The sequence below is a fragment of the Streptomyces sp. NPDC001401 genome, assembly GCF_042895385.1.
Taxonomy (GTDB): Bacteria; Actinomycetota; Actinomycetes; order Streptomycetales; family Streptomycetaceae; genus Streptomyces.
The window spans coordinates 68,015-82,863 of sequence record NZ_JBIAWI010000020.1 but is presented as its reverse complement, the minus strand read 5'-3'; the positions used below and the strand labels follow the sequence as shown (position 1 = coordinate 82,863).

Sequence of the window (14,849 nt, the reverse complement as noted above, 5' to 3'; positions counted from 1 at the left end):
GGGCGAAGCCGGCGGTCACGGTCCGGGTACGTCGGCCACGCCGCCCAGCGCCAGCGCGATCGCCGCGTCCGGCCCCAACTCCCGCCCCTCGCGCACCGCTTCGGTGAACCGGGCGTCTCCGAGGGAGGCGCGCAGCCGGCGCTCGTACTCGCGGTGGAAGACCGTCCGGTCGGGTCTGCCGAGCTGCGGCAGGCCGGCCGCGTGCCACAGGCGCCTGCTGATGCCCAGGAGACGGGCGGCGAGTTCCTCCTCGCCGCGCGCAGCCTGTGCGGCCACCAGCAGGTCGGCGACCGCGGCGGCGCCGAGCCGGTCGTGCACCCGCCACTTGGCGGCCAGCGCCTCGCGCGACGAACGCACCGCCTCGTCCAGATGGCCGAGACCGATCGCGGCGAGCGCGAGGAAGAAGTCGCCCCAGGCTCGCATCCACAGCTCCCCGAGCTTGGCGCACTCGGCGCGCAACCGGTCGGCGACCGCCGCGCACCGCTCGAACGCGGCCTGGCTGGCCAGCAGATACGCTTGCAGGGCGAGCGTCAGCAGCTGGAAGAACTCGGCGCCGCCGTCGGCCGCAGGCGCCTGTCCGACCCTCCCGTACAGCACCGCGGACCGTGCCGACTCGCCCCGCACGGCAAGGCTCGCCCCCGTCAACGGCAAAGCGGGCACGGGCAGTCGACGCTCCTCGGCCAGCCAGACATAGGCGGCGCTGACCGACTCGGCGGCCTCCAGATCTTCTGGGACGACCGTGACCAGCCGATGGGCCCAGACCGCGAGTGTGTGCTCGGGCCCCGGGCCGTCGGGGGCGCGGCGCAGCGCCCGCTCCAGATAGCCGCGGCCCTCCTCGGTGAAACCGCAGGCGAACCAGAAGAACCAGAGAGAACCCGTGAGTTCGAGCGCTGTATCGGGTTCCGGCGCCGCAAGACACTCCTCGATCGCCAGACGCAGGTTGGCGCGTTCCGAGGTCAGCCGCTCGGCCCACATCCGCTGGCCGGGCCCGAGCCACTCCGCCTCGCCCTGGCGGGCGATCCAGCGGAAGTAGTCGCGGTGGCGGCGCCGCACCGCCTCCGCCTCGCCCAGTCCGGTCAGCCACTCGGCGCCGAACGAGCGGACCGTGTCCAGCATCCGGTAGCGCACCGCCACCCCCTCACCGTCCCGGGTGACGATGGACTTCTCGGTGAGCGAGGCGAGCAGGGCGAGGATCTCCTCCGCGTCCAGGGGGCCGCCGTGGCACACGAATTCGGCCGCCTCCACGTCCCAGCCACCCGCGAACACCGAGAGCCGGGCCCACAGCAGCCGCTCCAGCGGGGTGCACAGCTCATGGCTCCAGCCGATCGCGGTGCGCAGCGTCTGGTGCCGGGCAAGACGCGGCCGGGCGGGCGAGACCAGCAGGTCGAAGCGGGAGTCCAGGCCCTCCAGGAGCCGGTGCAGCGGGAAGCCGCGCAGCCGTACGGCGGCCAGTTCCAGCGCCAGAGGGATCCCGTCGAGGCGGGCGCAGACCGCGGCCACATGGGCCCGGTTGGCGTCGGTGAGCGCGAACGACGGCACCGCGGCCGCCGCCCGGGTCGTGAACAGCGCCACAGCGTCGTCGCGCTCCCCCAGCGGCAGCGGCGCCACCGTCAGCAGATGCTCGCCCGGCACGCCCAGCGGCTGCCGGCTGGTGGCCAGCACCCGCAGCTCCGGAACATTCGCGAGGAGCTCCTGTACGACTCGTGCGCCCTCGTCCAGGACGTGCTCGCAGGTGTCCAGCACAAGCAGTACCGGCGCCCCCGCCAGGTGCTCGCAGACCGCCTCCAGCAACGGGCGCAGTGTCTGCTCCGTCAGCCGGGTCGCCTGCGCCACCGTGTTCGTCAGCAGCTCCGGGTCGCTGAGCTCCGACAGCTCCACCAGCCATGCCCCGCCCAGGAACCCGGCCTTCGCGGCGTGCGCGGCCCGCAGCGCCAGCCGGGACTTGCCCACACCCCCGGGCCCCGTCAGCGTCACCAGCCGTTCGGTCCCCAACAGCCCCGCGATCTCGGCGAGTTCGAGCTGCCGGCCGACGAAAACGTTCGCCTCGGCGGGAAGGTTGCCGATCCTGCCGCCCTGCACAGAGGCCGCCATCGTCCCCCCTCACCCGGAACCGATGGCGGACACGATAACCCCTCACGGCAGGCCTGCTTCCGGCGTAGCGTGGAAGCGGTCCGTCCACCGAGGGAGGTACGGGGATGGCCGTCACACCCACCCTGAAAACTGTGGGACAGATGCGCCAGGGAGACCACCTGCTCCTCGGCTACGACACGGACGAGGAGCGCGAGACCGTCCTCGTCGCCTTCCTGCTGGACGGCCTGGCCAGCGGGCAGCGCGGACTCCTGCTGCCGCCCGTCGACATCCCGGCCGGCGTCGCCCTGTCCTTCCTGGAGGCGCACGGCTGCCGGGTCGACGAGGAACTCGCGGCCGGTCGGCTGCGCGTCGATCCGCACCTCGCCGGCCCCGAGGGGCTGTGGGACCTGGACGAGGTGATCCGCCGCGAGACCCGCCGCGCCGTCGGCGACGGCTTCCTCGGCCTGCGCGTGTGCACGGAGATCCTGCGCGCCCAGGCAGGAAGGGAACTCAAGACCCTGCACGACAGCGAGCTGTTGCTCGACCCCGTCTTCTCCTCGCTGCCGGTCCTCGGCATCTGCCAGTACGACCGCCGGATCTTCGACGAGACGGAACTCGCCCCGCTCGCCGGGCTGCACCACGGGCGGGTCGGCGCCGACGAGGTGTGGCGCGACGACCTCCTGGCCATCACCCGCACCTTCGCACCCCCGGGCCTCGCCCTCGCCGGAGAGGTGGACGACAGCAACGTCACGGCCGTCGCCCGCGCCCTGCACGCCGAGACCGCCCGCGCCCGGGCCCGTACCGCGGATCGTGGCCACACCCATCTCGACCTGCACGAGCTGCGTTTCATCGACGTCGGCGCGCTGCGCCTGCTCGTGTTCACGGCACTCGGCCTGTATTCGGCGGGCGGCGCCCTCGAACTGGCGGGCGTCGCCCCGCACATCCAGCGGGTGATGCGGGTGACCGGCTGGGACCGGGTCCCGGGCCTGCACATCGAGCCGGAAGGGCAGGAAGGAGGAGGACCCTGACCGACTTCGTCCACCAGGCGCTGCGCTACGCCTCGGACGATCAGTTCCTGGACACGACCACCGGCTTCGTCCGCGACGGCGTGGCGACGTTGACGAGGGATTCGTAGCGCGTCCATTCCCGTACGACACGGTGTCGTACGGCTGTCCTTCCGGCGCCCGGGGCGCGGTCACCCCGCGGCGGGCAGCGTGAACTCGTAGACCAGGGCATCCGGCTGGGCGTCCACCACCAGGTCGGTGATCTCCAACGGCCGTGCGTACTGGTCGTGCACGCGCCGCCTGACCCGCACCGAGGGGGCGTCCGCGAGCGGGGTGATGGAGTCCCGGTGGTGCAGGGCCAGGCCCGCCCTGCGCATCCAGTCGTAGGCGCGGTGCAGCTGGGCAGAGGCGGCGCCGTCGGCGCGGTCGCGGTAGCGGGCCAGTTCCTCGACCTCGGAGAGGGCCACGGCCGAGAACGACGTCACGGCCGTACGGCGTCCGCGGCCGTCGGCGCCGGCCGACTCATAGCGGTGTACGAGGGTCGGGCGGTGCGGGGCCAGTCCGAGGGCCGCGGCGTGCTCCGGCGGGGGAGTCTCCCAGGTGACCGTGGCCCGGTCCACCGTGCCCGGATCCGCGGCGCGGGCGCCGACCGGGAAGGCCAGCGAGGATGCCGTCTCCACCGGCAGGCCGGGCAGCGTGGCGTGGCTGCCCCGCCGGTCGGTGGCGACCAGACCGTCCCGGCGCAGCACCTCCAGCGCCTGCCGGACGGTCTCCCGGCTGACGCCGAAGTGCCCGGCCAACTGCCGCTCGCCCGGCAGGCGTTCACCGGGCGGGACGCTGCCGTCGCGCAGCTCGCCGAGCAGCTGCATGGCGACGCGCCAGTACAGCGGATCCCCTGCGCGTTCGTCTTCGGTGAGGGGAAGGTCGTGCGGGGTGGTGCGGGCCATGCCGCGCCTCCTGTTTTGGTGACATGCCGTAGCCGTGCGGGCTGATTGCGTCACCAGATCTAGCATTGGTCTAAACCACGGGGGAAGACCGGCCTGCCGGTTCGGCCGAAACCGGCCCGCCCCGACTGCCGCTCACAGTGCGCCGTACAGGGCCTCGATCAGGGCCATCTTCCGTGGGTCGTCGGCGATATGAGGCCCCATCCGGTTCATCACATACCCCAGGGACACCCCCGCCTCCGGGTCGGCAAGACCGCAGGAGCCGCCGAAGCCGTCGTGTCCGAAAGCCCGCGGGTTGGGCCCGTACGAGCCGTTCGGGCCGCTCAGCCACAGGCCGAGCCCGATCTCCGTCTCATGACCGAGGCCGGTGCCGAGGACCAGGTCCCGGCAGCTGCCCTGCCCCTCACGCACCCGCTCGGCCGCCTCGGCGGACAGCACGCGGTGGCCGTCGTACGCGCCCCGGCCCGCGAAGATCCCGTACAGTGCGGCCACCGCCCGCGCGGTCCCGTGCCCGTTCGCGGCCGGGATCTCGGCGGCCCGCCACTCGGGCGTGTTGGCCTCGCCCGCGCCCACCAGCGGATTGGCCAGCGCGGCAAGGGCCTCCGGCGTCAACTGGCTGAAGATCGCGGCCTGTTCGCTGCTGGAGGCGGCCGGCGGATGCACCAGCTCGGCCGCTCGGTCGGCCTCCTTCTCCGGCAGTCCGACGGTGAAGTCGATCCCCAGCGGCCCGGTCACCTCCCGCTCCAGAAAAGCCCCCGGCAGCAGCCCCGAGATGCGCCGCACGACCTCACCGACCAGGAAGCCGTAGGTGAGCGCGTGATACCCGGACCGCGTCCCCGGCTCCCACCAGGGCTCCGTCGCCGCGAGCCGCTGCGTGGTCAACTCCCAGTCGTAGAGCTGCTCCAGCGAGTGCGGCTCGCGCAGCCCGGACAGCCCCGCCCGGTGCGACAGCAGATGCCGTACGAGGATCTTGTCCTTGCCGGCCGCGGCGAACTCCGGCCAGTACGCGGCCACCGGCGCGTCGAGGTCCAGCAGCCCCCGGTCGGCGAGGAGGTGCGCGCACAGTGCGACCGGACCCTTCGTCGTCGACCACACATTGACCAGCGTGTCGCGCTCCCAGGGCCGCGTGCGGGCCGCGTCGGCCCAGCCGCCCCACAGATCCACGACCGTCGTGCCGTCGACGGTGACGGCGAGCGCGGCGCCGAGTTCTCCCCGGTCCCGGAAGTTCTCCTCGAACGCCGTCCGCACCGCCGCGAACCGCTCGTCGCAGTGGCCGTGCACCTCTGGCTCGCGCTCCGACATGGGCCCTCCGTCGTCCGCAGGAAGCCCGGGCCGCGACGCTGCGGCCCGGGGTTCCCTGAACGTACCGACTGGTCGGACTGGAGGGAAGGTCAGAGGAGGAACAGCTTCCCGGCGGGCTCCTGGTGACCCTCGGCCGTGTGCCAGTAGTCCCGCGTCTCGGCCGCCAGGCCCGCGCCGTCGAACCGCACGAAGACGCAGCCGGCCAGGGCGGACGCGGCGCCGCCCTCCTCGGCCAGCACCCGGAACTCGGCCACGGCGACGCCGTCCTGGCCGACGACCGGCGGCGAGAACCGCACGTCCGTCACCCGCTCGTGCGCGAACGACCACCGTAGATACTCGGCCAACTCGCCCCGCCCCCGGTGCGGCTCGCGGAACGGCATCGAGCGGTGGACGCACTCCTCGGCATACAGCTGAAGCAGCGCGTCCACATCGTGCGCCGCCCACGCCCGCTCCCAGACCCGGACGAAGCGCTCGGCCGCCTCACGCGTCCCCATACCGCTCGCTCCTCACACGTACGACCGCAGCCACTTCAGCTTGGCCGCCTCCTGGTAAGGCCCGCCACCTTCATGGTCGTTGAAGTCGTACACCTCGATCGCCTTGTCGTCGTGCGCCCAGGCGTTGAAGGCGGCGAAGACGGTCGAGGGCGGGCAGGTCTGGTCCTCCAGGGCTGCCGAGAACAGGGCCGCGGCACGGCCGCGGGAGGCGAAGTGCACGCCGTCGAAGTACGACAGGGTGCGCAGGGCGTCCGCGCTACGGCCGCGGTGGGTCTTGAGGAACAGGCCGATCTCACGGTACGGGTGACGGTCCGTCAGTGTCGCGGCGCGTGGGTAGTCGCACAGGAACGGCACGTCCGGGGCGATCGCGGTCAGATCCGGGACCAGACCGCCCACCGCGATGGTGATGCCGCCGCCCTGGCTGGCGCCGACGGCGACCGTGCGGCTCGCGTCGGTCAGCGGGTGCGAACGGGCCGCCTCCACGGCACGCACCGCATCCGTGAACACCCGCCGGTAGTAGTAGTTCTCGGGCGCGTCGATACCGCGGGTCATGAAACCGGGGAAGGCCGGCGCGCCGCCCACCGGGTCGGCGGTGCCGCCGCCCCCGCCCCACGCGCTGCCCTGCCCGCGCGTGTCCATCACGAAGTGCGCCCGGCCCGTGGACGCCCACAGCAGGTGCTCGTGCGGCAGTCCGCGCCCGCCGCCGTATCCGATGAACTCCACGACCAGCGGTATCGGCTCCTCGGCCGCGGCCGGCAGCGTCAGCCAGCCCTTCACCGGGTGCCCGCCGAACCCCGCGAACGTCACGTCGTACACCCGGACCGTCGTCAGGCCCGTGTCGACCGGTTCGAAACGGGCGTCCAGGTCGTGCTCGCGGGCCTCCTGCAGGGTCTTGGACCAGAACGCGTCGAAGTCCTCGGGCTCGACGGACGTGCTGCGGTACTCGTGGAGCTCGTCGAGGGGGAGGTCGAACAGGGCCATGTAGGACCGCCTTTGCGAAGGGACAGCTACGAACGGAGAGTGCGGATGATCACACCGTACGTGGGTGGTCGGACGACTCGCCAGGTCTTTCCGGTCGTATCTGTCTACGATGGGCGGCATGTCGTCAGCCGTGGATCTGCTGGTCAAGGACGCCGGACAGCTGGTCGTCGACGGGGACCGCGAGATCCCCGGCGGCTGGGTGGCCGTCACCAATGGTCGGGTCACCGCCGTGGGCCCGGCCGGGACCGAGCCCGAGGCCCGCACGACCGTCCCCGCGGCCGGACGGCTGGTCACCCCTGGCCTGATCAACACGCACCACCACATCTACCAGAACCTCACCCGCTCCTACGCCCCCGCGGTCAACGGCACCCTCTTCGACTGGCTGACCACCCTGTACCCCCTCTGGTCCGCCCTCGACGAAGAGGCCGCCTACGTGTCGGCGTACGTCGGCATGGCCGAACTGCTGATGGGCGGCTGCACCACCTCCTCCGACCACCTGTACGTCCACCCCCGCCCGCACCTCGTCGACTCCGAGATCCGCGCCGCCCGCGACATCGGCTTCCGCTTCCACGCGACCCGCGGCTCCATGACCCGCTCCGTCGAGGACGGGGGACTGCCGCCCAGGAGCGTCACCCAGACCACCGACGAGGTGCTCGCCGACAGCGAGCGGCTGATCAAGGCCCACCACGACCCGAGGCCGGGCGCACTGATCCGTGTCGCGCTCGCACCCTGCTCGCCGTTCTCGGTGACCAAGGAGGTCATGACGGCGACCGCCGAACTCGCCGAGCGCCACGACGTACGCCTGCACACCCACCTCGCCGAGGACCACGACGAGGACACCTACTGCCTCGAGACCTACGGCTGCCGGCCCGTCGAGTACTTCGAGGACTGCGGCTGGATGAGCGACCGCACCTGGGTCGCCCACTGCATCTACCCCAACGACGACGAACTGCGCCGCCTCGCCGCCGCCGGTGTCGGCGTGGCCCACTGCCCCAGCTCCAACATGCTCATCGGCGGCGGCACCGCGCGCGTGAAGGAGATGCGCGCGCTCGGACTGCCCGTCGGCATCGGCTGCGACGGCTCCGCCTCCACCGACCACGCCTCCCTCTGGATGGAGACGCGCGGCGCCCTGCTGCTGGGCCGCTACCGCGGCGGACCCGGCGCGATGACCGCCCGCGACGCCCTCGACATCGCCACCCGCGGCTCGGCCCGCTGCCTCGGCCGCGCCGACGAGTTGGGGCATCTGCGCCCGGGCGCCTGCGCCGACCTGGTCGTCTGGGACCTCCACGAGGTCGCCCTCGCGGGGGCGTTGAGCGACCCCGTCGAGGCATGGCTGCGCTGCGGGCCGGCCCGCGCCTGGACGACGGTGGTCGGAGGCCGGGTCCTCGTCGACCGGGGCGAGCCGGCGCTGCCGGGGCTGGCGGAGGCGCTGCGGGATCACGGGCGGATTGCGCGGAGGATGCAGCAGGATGCGTAGCCGCCGAGTCGTGCGTCCGCGCGTGGTCGCATTGAGTTTCAAATGACCTCGCGCGCCCTCCTGGCAAGATGGCGGCATGGAACGTGTGCTTGGAATCGGTGGTTACTTCATGCGGGCCGCCGACCCGGCGGCCCTCAACGCGTGGTATCGCGATTGCCTCGGCCTTGACGCCGATGAGCACGGTCTGTGGCGTCAGGAGGCCGGGCCGACGGTGTTCGCGACGTTCGAGTCCGAGACCGACTACTTCGGGTCCCGCGCCCAGCAGGTCATGCTCAACTTCCGGGTCCGCGACCTGGATGCGATGCTCGCGCAACTGCGCGCCAAGGGAGCGGACGTGGCCAAGGAAACGCAGGACATGGAGGGTATCGGCCGATTCGGCTGGGTCACCGACCCCGAGGGCAATCGCATCGAGCTGTGGCAGCCCGCCTGACCTGGTCTGCACCGGCGGTGACGGACCGGCGGCCCACCGGGCCCTCGGCGGAGCAGGTCCGCGCGTGAATCACGCCCGACGCCGCGTCCACTCCGGCTCGGTCCTTGCCCACTCCCGCTCCCACTCGACCAGTCGGTGCCCGGTCGACACGCGGCGTACGACCGCGTTCGCGATCAGCACCATGGCGACCGCACCGCCCGTGGTGCAGATGCCGACGGTCACGGTGTGCTGCCAGATCTGGGTCTCGCCCGGCGGCGGAGGTACGGTCCTGCCCCGGGCGTCGAACCAGATGTCGACCATGTCCCCGTGCCGGGCGTCCGCCGGGACGCGTGCGTTGGTGGTGTGCAGGCCGGTGGCGGGATCCGTCCAGCGCACATCCACACGGTACGAGTGTTCCCGGCCGCCCTGCACCGAGGGCAGCATGTCGGGGGTCTTGCCGACGACTTCGGCCCGCACGCGGTGGCGATCGGCGCGCTCTGCCGCTACCACGGCCCGCGCCTCGTCATGGGCCCACCAGCCCGCGAGCGCCCCGGCCAGCGGCGCGCCCACGAACAGGAGAAGGGCGACGACCAGCGCCGTCCAGGTCTCGACCACGTCCGACCGACGCCGCAGCGGATTGCGCCGCCAGCGCCAGCCGCGCACCCGGGTTCGCATGTCGACCTCCTCGCCGTCGCCGGAGCCGGAGGGGCCGTACCGTGTTTGCTTCGTATTGTCCCTCCGTACCGCCTATGCGCGCGAGTGCCCAGGAAAATCGGGTACCCAGTGCGCCGGAGATCGCTCATTGCCGACTGCATCCGAACCCGCACGGGCCGGCGGACGTCGAGCGGACCGGAGTGGGGGACGGGTGCTTCCGCCGGGTGACGACGGCACGGTGGGTCGCTTCGTGGGCGAGAGCGCCACTCAGGCGCGATCGGGACGGTCGGCAATTCGGTGCCGACCGGAATCCGCCGCTCACATGGCCACCGCCCTGGGCCGGCGGGCGGGCACCTCGTGGATCAGCCGGACCTCAGGCGGCACCGAACCTGTCCGCGTGACCGGGGCCCCGAAGCGCTCTCCCCGCAGCAGGCCGCCCACCCCGAGGCGGTGTTCGCCGCCGATGGCTCACTGGTCCCGCACACCGTCAAGCCCCGCCCGGCATCCGGGTCCCGGAACCGGCCACGTGGAATAGGCGCCCTTCGAACCGTCAGCCGAAGCGTTCGATCCGGATCCGGGCCACGGGCTGGCCGGCCTCGACGAGCAGCCGTGAGGCGTGCTCGGCGAAGGCGTTCGAGCCGCACACATACGCCTCCCACCCACCCGGAGGCCGCTCGGCCAGGAGCGGGGCCACATGTGCGGCCGCCAGACGTCCCACGGGCACACCGTCCGGCGCGCTCCGGGTGAACACCGGCGTCGTCTCCGCGCCCAACTCCCGCGCGTAGATGAGCTCTTCGGGACTGCGCGCGGACACCAGCAGCCGCAGCGGCACGTCCAGACCGCGCGCCCGGTGGTGCCGCACCATCGACATCAGCGGTACGACGCCGGAGCCGGCCCCGACCAGCAGCGCGGGCCGGTCGCCCGGCCAGGCGAAGAAGCCGCTGAGCGGGCCGCGCACCTCGACCTGGTCGCCCGGCTCGGCCACGGTGTGGAACCAGCCCGAGACCTCGCCGCCCTCCACATGGTCGAGGGTCAGCTCGATGTGCCCCGGGTCGTCGGGCGCGGACGCGATCGAATAGTGGCGCTGGGCCACATAGCCGTCCTGCGCGGTCAGCCGCAGCATCAGATGCTGGCCGGGCAGATGCCCCGCCCAGGCGGGCACCGCGAACCGGAAGGTGGCCGCATGCGGGGTCTCGCGGCGGATCTCGGTGAGCGTCGCGGTCTGCCACACCGCGGCGGCGCGGTTGCTCACCGCGATCCGGCCGGGCACGGCGAAGCGCGTCGGGGGAGTGAAGCCGGGGACAGGGGAGGGCTGCGTCACTTGCTCAGTCACCGGAGTACCGCTGCTCCTGCCAGGGGTTGCCGCGCGCGTGGTAGCCGTTCTGCTCCCAGAAACCCGGCTCGTCGTGGTCGAGGAGCGTGAGGCCCGCGATCCACTTGGCGCTCTTCCAGAAGTACAGGTGCGGCACCAGCAGCCGGGCGGGCCCGCCGTGCTCGGGGGCAAGGGGCTGCCCGTCGTACTCCCAGGCGATCCAGGCGCGCCCGCCGGTCAGGTCCGCGAGGGGGAGGTTGGTGGTGTAGCCGGTGTGCGAGTAGGCGACGGCATGGGTGGCGGACCCATGGGGCCGCACCGCATCGAGGAAGGCGTCCAGGGACACGCCCCCGAACCGCACCCCGAACTTCGACCAGCTCGTCACGCAGTGGATGTCGCCCTCGTACGCCGACGCAGGCAGCGCGTGCGCCTGCTCCCAGTCCCAGGTGTGCGGCCGTTCCACCAGCCCGTCGATGCGGAAGGTCCAGTCGGCGGGCGCCAGTTCGGGCGTGACCTCCGCGGACAGGACGGGCCAGTCGTCGCCCGCGTCGTACTGGCCGGGCGGCAGGCCCGGATTGTCGACGCGGGCGCGCCCGGTGAAGCCTCGGGTGACGTTCATGTGGATCCAGCGGGACGGAAGTGATTGCTTACGCATTCAACCGTACGTGGTCGTCAGGGGTGCTCCCGCCCCGGGCGGGCCCGCGATCATTAAGGCCGTATGAAGACTCCGGCGCCCCGGGAATAGCCGGCGCCTGATCCTCCTTGCCGACTGGTGCCGGAACCGGTGCCCCGTACAACCGGTGACCAGGCGGCAGCGAAGGAGAGTGGGAGCAGATGCCCAAGGCGTACGTCTTCACACGCTACGGCGGACCCGAGGCCGAGGCCCTCGTCGACGTTGACCGGCCGAACCCCGGCGCCGGTCAGGTCCTCGTCGCGGTGCGTGCCGCGGGGGTGAACCCCGTCGACTGGAAGCAGCGCACCGGCTACCGCCGCCCCGGCGAGAGCGGCGAGCGCGACTTCCCCTCCTACTTCGGCAACGAGGTCTCCGGCGTGGTGGAGGAGGTCGGTGAGGGAGCCGAGGGGTTCGCCGTAGGGGACGAGGTGTTCGGCCGGCCCGTCGTCGGCGGGTACTCCGAGTACGCGCTGCTGTCGGTCGACCTGATCGCGCGCAAGCCCGCCGCGCTGTCCTTCACCGACGCCGCGACCCTGCCCGTCGCAGCCGTGACGGCGTACGACGGAATCCGCCAGCTCGACCTGCCGTCCGGCGCGACCGTCCTGGTCACCGGCGCGGGCGGCGGGGTCGGAGTCGCGGCCGTGCAGATCGCCCGCGCGCTCGGCCTGCGGGTCGTGGGGCTCGCGAGCGAGGCCAAGAAGGACTTCGTCGAATCGCTCGGCGCGGTGCACGTGCCGTCCGGGCCGGGCTGGACCGGCCGCGTACCGGGCGGTGTCGACGGCGTGTACGACCTGGTGGGCGGCGAGGTCCTCGAGGAGGCGGCGACGCTGCTCACCGACCGGACCAGGCTCATCACGGCCGGGGCCCCGCCCGAGGTGGTGGAGAAGCTGGGCGGCGCCCGCGTCGCACGGGTGCGCACCTCCGAGCGGCTCGCGGCGGTGGCCGACCTGGTGGTCAGCGGCGACCTGGACCCGCATGTGACGCAGACCTTCCCGCTGGAACGGGCCGGCGAGGCGCTGCGCACCGTCGAGGAGGGCCACGCCCGCGGCAAGATCGTGATCGAGGTCGCCCGATGAGCAGCAGCGCACCGCATGTTCTCGACAACCCCGCCCGTGCCGCCCTGACCGGCCCGCACGCCCACTTCGCCGAGCGGCGCGGCCGGCTGCTGCGCTACCCGGTCGACGTGTCGCCGTGGCTGGCGCTGCCGGACGAGCTCGAGGCCGAGGACTGGGCCGACCTCGCGGCCTTCGCGGGCCCCGGGGGCGAGGTCCCCCTGCTCGGCTTCCGCGGCGAGATTCCCGACGGATGGGAGGTCACCTTCCAGGTCGAGGGCGTGCAGCTCGTCGACGACGGCCTGGCCGCCGCGCCGGAGCCGGAGGCAGTCCGCCTCGGCCCCGCCGACGTGCCGGAGATGCTCGACCTGGTCCAGCGGACACAGCCCGGCCCGTTCCTGCCCCGCACCATCGAAATGGGCACCTACCTGGGCATCCGGCGGGAGGGCGCGCTGATAGCGATGGCGGGGGAGCGGCTGCACCCGCCGGGCTGGACCGAGATCAGCGCCGTGTGCACCGATCCCGCCTTCCGCGGCGAGGGTCTCGCGACCCGGCTGATCCTCGCGGTGGCCCATGGCATCCGCGAGCGCGGCGAGACCCCGTTCCTGCACACCGGCGCGGGCAACACCAACGCCATCCGCCTCTATGAGTCCCTCGGCTTCCGGTTGCGCCGCAGCACCGTCTTCGGCGCGGCCCGCGCACCCGAACACCTCACGGACGAACGGGAGTTGGCCGTCTCCTAGCCCTCACCCTCCGGCCGTACCCACGCGTTGTAGCGCACGAGATAGTCGGCGAACCGCTCCAGATCCTCCTTCGGCCACCTGGCCAGCCGCTCCCGGAAGGCCGCCCGGCGGCTGTCGGTGACCTGGGCGAGGATCTGGCGCCCGGTGTCGGTCAGGTGCAGGACCTGGACGCGGTGGTCGTCCGGGTCCAGGCGCCGCTCGATGAGGTGGGCCCGCTCCAGGGCGGCCACCTGGCGGCTGACCGTGGACTTGTCCAGGGCGTAGTGCGCCGCCAGGTCGGTGGCCCGGCAGCCGCCGCTCTCCTCCAGGTGTCCGAGCAGCGTGTACGAGACCAGCGACAGCTCGGGGTGCATCCGGCCCGCCGAGGCGCGGGCGCGGCGGGCGAAGGCCGTCATCTCGCGCTGGATCGTCTCCACGGCTTCGTCCGCTTCCATCGGACCTCCCTCGTTCTCCACGGAATACCACCCCGCCCCGTTTGGTTGTATAGTACAACTTGAAGTGAGAGTTGTATAAGCCAACTACCTGGAGGTTGTGAGCGATGAGGTCCCCGGCCCTGCGCCACGTGATCACGCACCTGATCACCCCGCTGCTGATGTGCATCGGCATGGGACTCGCGTACATGGGGGCGTTCGTCACCCCGGAGCCCCACCACCTGCCCGTCGCGGTCCTCGGCTCCGGCCCGCAGGCAAAGGTGTTCGCGCAGACCGTCAAGGACAGGGCGGGGGACAGGCTCGACGTCCGCACGGTCGCCACCCGCTCCGAGGCCGTCGGCCTGCTCGAGTCCCGTGACATCACGGGCGCCTACGTGCCCAGCGCGAAGACGCCGGAACTGGTGGTCGCCAGCGCCGCCTCCGACATGGACGCCACGGCCGTCGAGAAGGTCTTCACCCCCATCGCCGCCGGCCAGGGCGTCCCGCTGAAGGTCACCGACGTGGCCGCACCGGTCGACGACGACCCCACCGGGCAGGGCCTGTTCTTCCTGCTGATCGCGCTGAGCATCGGCTCCTACGCCTCCGTCGCCGCGCTCGGCGCCGCCGGCGCCGGCCTGCCCATGCGGCTGCGTGCTCTGCTGGCACTCGGCGTCTCCGCCGTCGTCAGCGGCATCGGCGCGCTGCTCGCCGGGCCCGTCTTCCACCTCGCCCACCACGACCTCACGAGCCTGTGGGGGATGGCCTGGCTCTACTCCGCGGGCATCCTCTTCGTCGGCGTCGGCCTGCACACCTTCCTCAAGCGCTGGACCACCCTCGCCATGATGGTGCTGTTCGTCATGCTCAACTTCACCAGCTCCGGCGGTTTGTTCCGCCCCGACCTGCAGAACGGCTTCTTCGGCACCCTGCACGCCTTCTGGAACGGCGCCGGATTCGTCGAGGGCGCCCGCAGCCTCCTGTACTTCCACAGCGACGGCCTGTCCCGCAACGTATGGACGCTCACCGTGTGGCTGCTGCTGGGCCTCGCCGTCACGGCGATCGCCGCCGCGTACGAGCGGGCGCGCGGCCGGGCCGAGGCGCCCGTGGCCGCCGCATCGCCGGTCCGCGTGGCCGAGGAACACAAGGCCGAAGAGAAGGCCGCAGAGGAAGTGGAGGAGGAGGTCGAGGAGACGGTCGGCGTCTGACGCGTTGCGGTAGTGTTGGCGCCCGGCCGTGGAAATTCCCGGCCACCGAAGACCGAGGAGGTGAGACCCATTACCGCAGTGTCAGGTCGGGTGCTCACACCTCGAGTCGACGCGGACCGCCG

At 72.4% G+C, this 14,849-nt stretch carries 15 protein-coding genes; 6 read left to right on the top strand and 9 right to left on the bottom strand.

Annotated features, from left to right (window positions below; translation table 11 throughout):
• Positions 1-15: 15 nt before the first annotated feature.
• A complete protein-coding gene (locus ACFY10_RS44245) occupies positions 16-2,091 on the bottom strand; it encodes an ATP-binding protein (RefSeq protein ID WP_390671024.1) in 2,076 nt (691 codons plus the stop codon).
• A 104-nt stretch (positions 2,092-2,195) separates the two neighbouring features.
• On the opposite strand from ACFY10_RS44245, the gene ACFY10_RS44240 reads away from it, so the two are divergent.
• Positions 2,196-3,098, top strand: a complete 903-nt coding sequence (locus tag ACFY10_RS44240; RefSeq protein WP_390671023.1) for an MEDS domain-containing protein — start codon at positions 2,196-2,198, stop codon at positions 3,096-3,098.
• A gap of 167 nt (positions 3,099-3,265) precedes the next feature.
• Here ACFY10_RS44240 and ACFY10_RS44235 read toward each other — a convergent pair whose 3' ends face one another.
• The 4 genes from ACFY10_RS44235 to ACFY10_RS44220 all read right to left on the bottom strand — a co-directional run bounded on the left by ACFY10_RS44235 (position 3,266) and on the right by ACFY10_RS44220 (position 6,795).
• A complete protein-coding gene (locus tag ACFY10_RS44235; protein ID WP_390671022.1) occupies positions 3,266-4,021 on the bottom strand; it encodes a GntR family transcriptional regulator in 756 nt (251 codons plus the stop codon).
• Between the two features lie 132 nt (positions 4,022-4,153).
• On the bottom strand, positions 4,154-5,320 hold the full coding sequence (locus tag ACFY10_RS44230) for a serine hydrolase domain-containing protein (RefSeq protein WP_390671021.1): 1,167 nt from the start codon (positions 5,318-5,320) through the stop codon (positions 4,154-4,156).
• An 89-nt stretch (positions 5,321-5,409) separates the two neighbouring features.
• Positions 5,410-5,814 carry a nuclear transport factor 2 family protein gene (locus ACFY10_RS44225; protein ID WP_390671020.1) on the bottom strand — a complete coding sequence of 135 codons (405 nt, stop codon included), beginning with the start codon at positions 5,812-5,814 and terminating at the stop codon, positions 5,410-5,412.
• 12 nt (positions 5,815-5,826) lie between these two features.
• Positions 5,827-6,795, bottom strand: a complete 969-nt coding sequence (locus ACFY10_RS44220) for an acetylxylan esterase (RefSeq protein ID WP_390671019.1) — start codon at positions 6,793-6,795, stop codon at positions 5,827-5,829.
• A gap of 118 nt (positions 6,796-6,913) precedes the next feature.
• On the opposite strand from ACFY10_RS44220, the gene ACFY10_RS44215 reads away from it, so the two are divergent.
• Positions 6,914-8,272: an 8-oxoguanine deaminase gene (locus ACFY10_RS44215; RefSeq protein ID WP_390671018.1), complete on the top strand. Its 1,359-nt coding sequence runs from the start codon at positions 6,914-6,916 to the stop codon at positions 8,270-8,272.
• A gap of 76 nt (positions 8,273-8,348) precedes the next feature.
• The gene (locus ACFY10_RS44210) at positions 8,349-8,702 is read left to right on the top strand and encodes a VOC family protein (protein WP_390671017.1); all 354 of its coding nucleotides are present in this window, start codon (positions 8,349-8,351) and stop codon (positions 8,700-8,702) included.
• Positions 8,703-8,771: 69 nt separating this feature from the next.
• On the opposite strand, the gene ACFY10_RS44205 is transcribed toward ACFY10_RS44210, so the two are convergent.
• The 3 genes from ACFY10_RS44205 to ACFY10_RS44195 form a co-directional block, all read right to left on the bottom strand.
• On the bottom strand, positions 8,772-9,356 hold the full coding sequence (locus ACFY10_RS44205; protein WP_390671015.1) for a hypothetical protein: 585 nt from the start codon (positions 9,354-9,356) through the stop codon (positions 8,772-8,774).
• Between the two features lie 529 nt (positions 9,357-9,885).
• Positions 9,886-10,668: a ferredoxin reductase gene (locus ACFY10_RS44200; protein ID WP_390671014.1), complete on the bottom strand. Its 783-nt coding sequence runs from the start codon at positions 10,666-10,668 to the stop codon at positions 9,886-9,888.
• On the bottom strand, positions 10,661-11,266 hold the full coding sequence (locus ACFY10_RS44195) for a sulfite oxidase-like oxidoreductase (RefSeq protein ID WP_390671013.1): 606 nt from the start codon (positions 11,264-11,266) through the stop codon (positions 10,661-10,663). Before ACFY10_RS44195 ends, ACFY10_RS44200 begins: the two co-directional genes overlap by 8 nt.
• Before the next feature lie 215 nt (positions 11,267-11,481).
• On the opposite strand from ACFY10_RS44195, the gene ACFY10_RS44190 reads away from it, so the two are divergent.
• Positions 11,482-12,396 carry an NADP-dependent oxidoreductase gene (locus tag ACFY10_RS44190; RefSeq protein WP_390671012.1) on the top strand — a complete coding sequence of 305 codons (915 nt, stop codon included), beginning with the start codon at positions 11,482-11,484 and terminating at the stop codon, positions 12,394-12,396.
• Positions 12,393-13,115, top strand: coding sequence for a GNAT family N-acetyltransferase (locus ACFY10_RS44185; RefSeq protein ID WP_390671011.1), 723 nt, complete (start codon positions 12,393-12,395; stop codon positions 13,113-13,115). The genes ACFY10_RS44190 and ACFY10_RS44185 overlap by 4 nt, the downstream gene beginning before the upstream one ends.
• On the opposite strand, the gene ACFY10_RS44180 is transcribed toward ACFY10_RS44185, so the two are convergent.
• A complete protein-coding gene (locus ACFY10_RS44180; RefSeq protein WP_390671009.1) occupies positions 13,112-13,549 on the bottom strand; it encodes a MarR family winged helix-turn-helix transcriptional regulator in 438 nt (145 codons plus the stop codon). The genes ACFY10_RS44185 and ACFY10_RS44180 overlap by 4 nt on opposite strands.
• Positions 13,550-13,653: 104 nt before the next feature.
• Here ACFY10_RS44180 and ACFY10_RS44175 point away from each other — a divergent pair, with 104 nt between their 5' ends.
• Positions 13,654-14,727, top strand: coding sequence for a hypothetical protein (locus tag ACFY10_RS44175; protein WP_390671008.1), 1,074 nt, complete (start codon positions 13,654-13,656; stop codon positions 14,725-14,727).
• Positions 14,728-14,849: the final 122 nt, after the last annotated feature.

What these genes read in the sequence shown, in the direction of transcription:
- ACFY10_RS44195 (WP_390671013.1), bottom strand. Translation starts at nt 11,266, where the DNA reads ATGAACGTCACCCGAGGCTTCACCGGGCGCGCCCGCGTCGACAATCCG.
- ACFY10_RS44225 (WP_390671020.1), bottom strand. Translation starts at nt 5,814, where the DNA reads ATGGGGACGCGTGAGGCGGCCGAGCGCTTCGTCCGGGTCTGGGAGCGG.
- ACFY10_RS44180 (WP_390671009.1), bottom strand. Translation starts at nt 13,549, where the DNA reads ATGGAAGCGGACGAAGCCGTGGAGACGATCCAGCGCGAGATGACGGCC.
- ACFY10_RS44210 (WP_390671017.1), top strand. Translation starts at nt 8,349, where the DNA reads ATGGAACGTGTGCTTGGAATCGGTGGTTACTTCATGCGGGCCGCCGAC.
- ACFY10_RS44235 (WP_390671022.1), bottom strand. Translation starts at nt 4,021, where the DNA reads ATGGCCCGCACCACCCCGCACGACCTTCCCCTCACCGAAGACGAACGC.
- ACFY10_RS44190 (WP_390671012.1), top strand. Translation starts at nt 11,482, where the DNA reads ATGCCCAAGGCGTACGTCTTCACACGCTACGGCGGACCCGAGGCCGAG.
- ACFY10_RS44230 (WP_390671021.1), bottom strand. Translation starts at nt 5,320, where the DNA reads ATGTCGGAGCGCGAGCCAGAGGTGCACGGCCACTGCGACGAGCGGTTC.
- ACFY10_RS44245 (WP_390671024.1), bottom strand. Translation starts at nt 2,091, where the DNA reads ATGGCGGCCTCTGTGCAGGGCGGCAGGATCGGCAACCTTCCCGCCGAG.
- ACFY10_RS44175 (WP_390671008.1), top strand. Translation starts at nt 13,654, where the DNA reads ATGAGGTCCCCGGCCCTGCGCCACGTGATCACGCACCTGATCACCCCG.
- ACFY10_RS44205 (WP_390671015.1), bottom strand. Translation starts at nt 9,356, where the DNA reads ATGCGAACCCGGGTGCGCGGCTGGCGCTGGCGGCGCAATCCGCTGCGG.
- ACFY10_RS44220 (WP_390671019.1), bottom strand. Translation starts at nt 6,795, where the DNA reads ATGGCCCTGTTCGACCTCCCCCTCGACGAGCTCCACGAGTACCGCAGC.
- ACFY10_RS44215 (WP_390671018.1), top strand. Translation starts at nt 6,914, where the DNA reads ATGTCGTCAGCCGTGGATCTGCTGGTCAAGGACGCCGGACAGCTGGTC.
- ACFY10_RS44185 (WP_390671011.1), top strand. Translation starts at nt 12,393, where the DNA reads ATGAGCAGCAGCGCACCGCATGTTCTCGACAACCCCGCCCGTGCCGCC.
- ACFY10_RS44240 (WP_390671023.1), top strand. Translation starts at nt 2,196, where the DNA reads ATGGCCGTCACACCCACCCTGAAAACTGTGGGACAGATGCGCCAGGGA.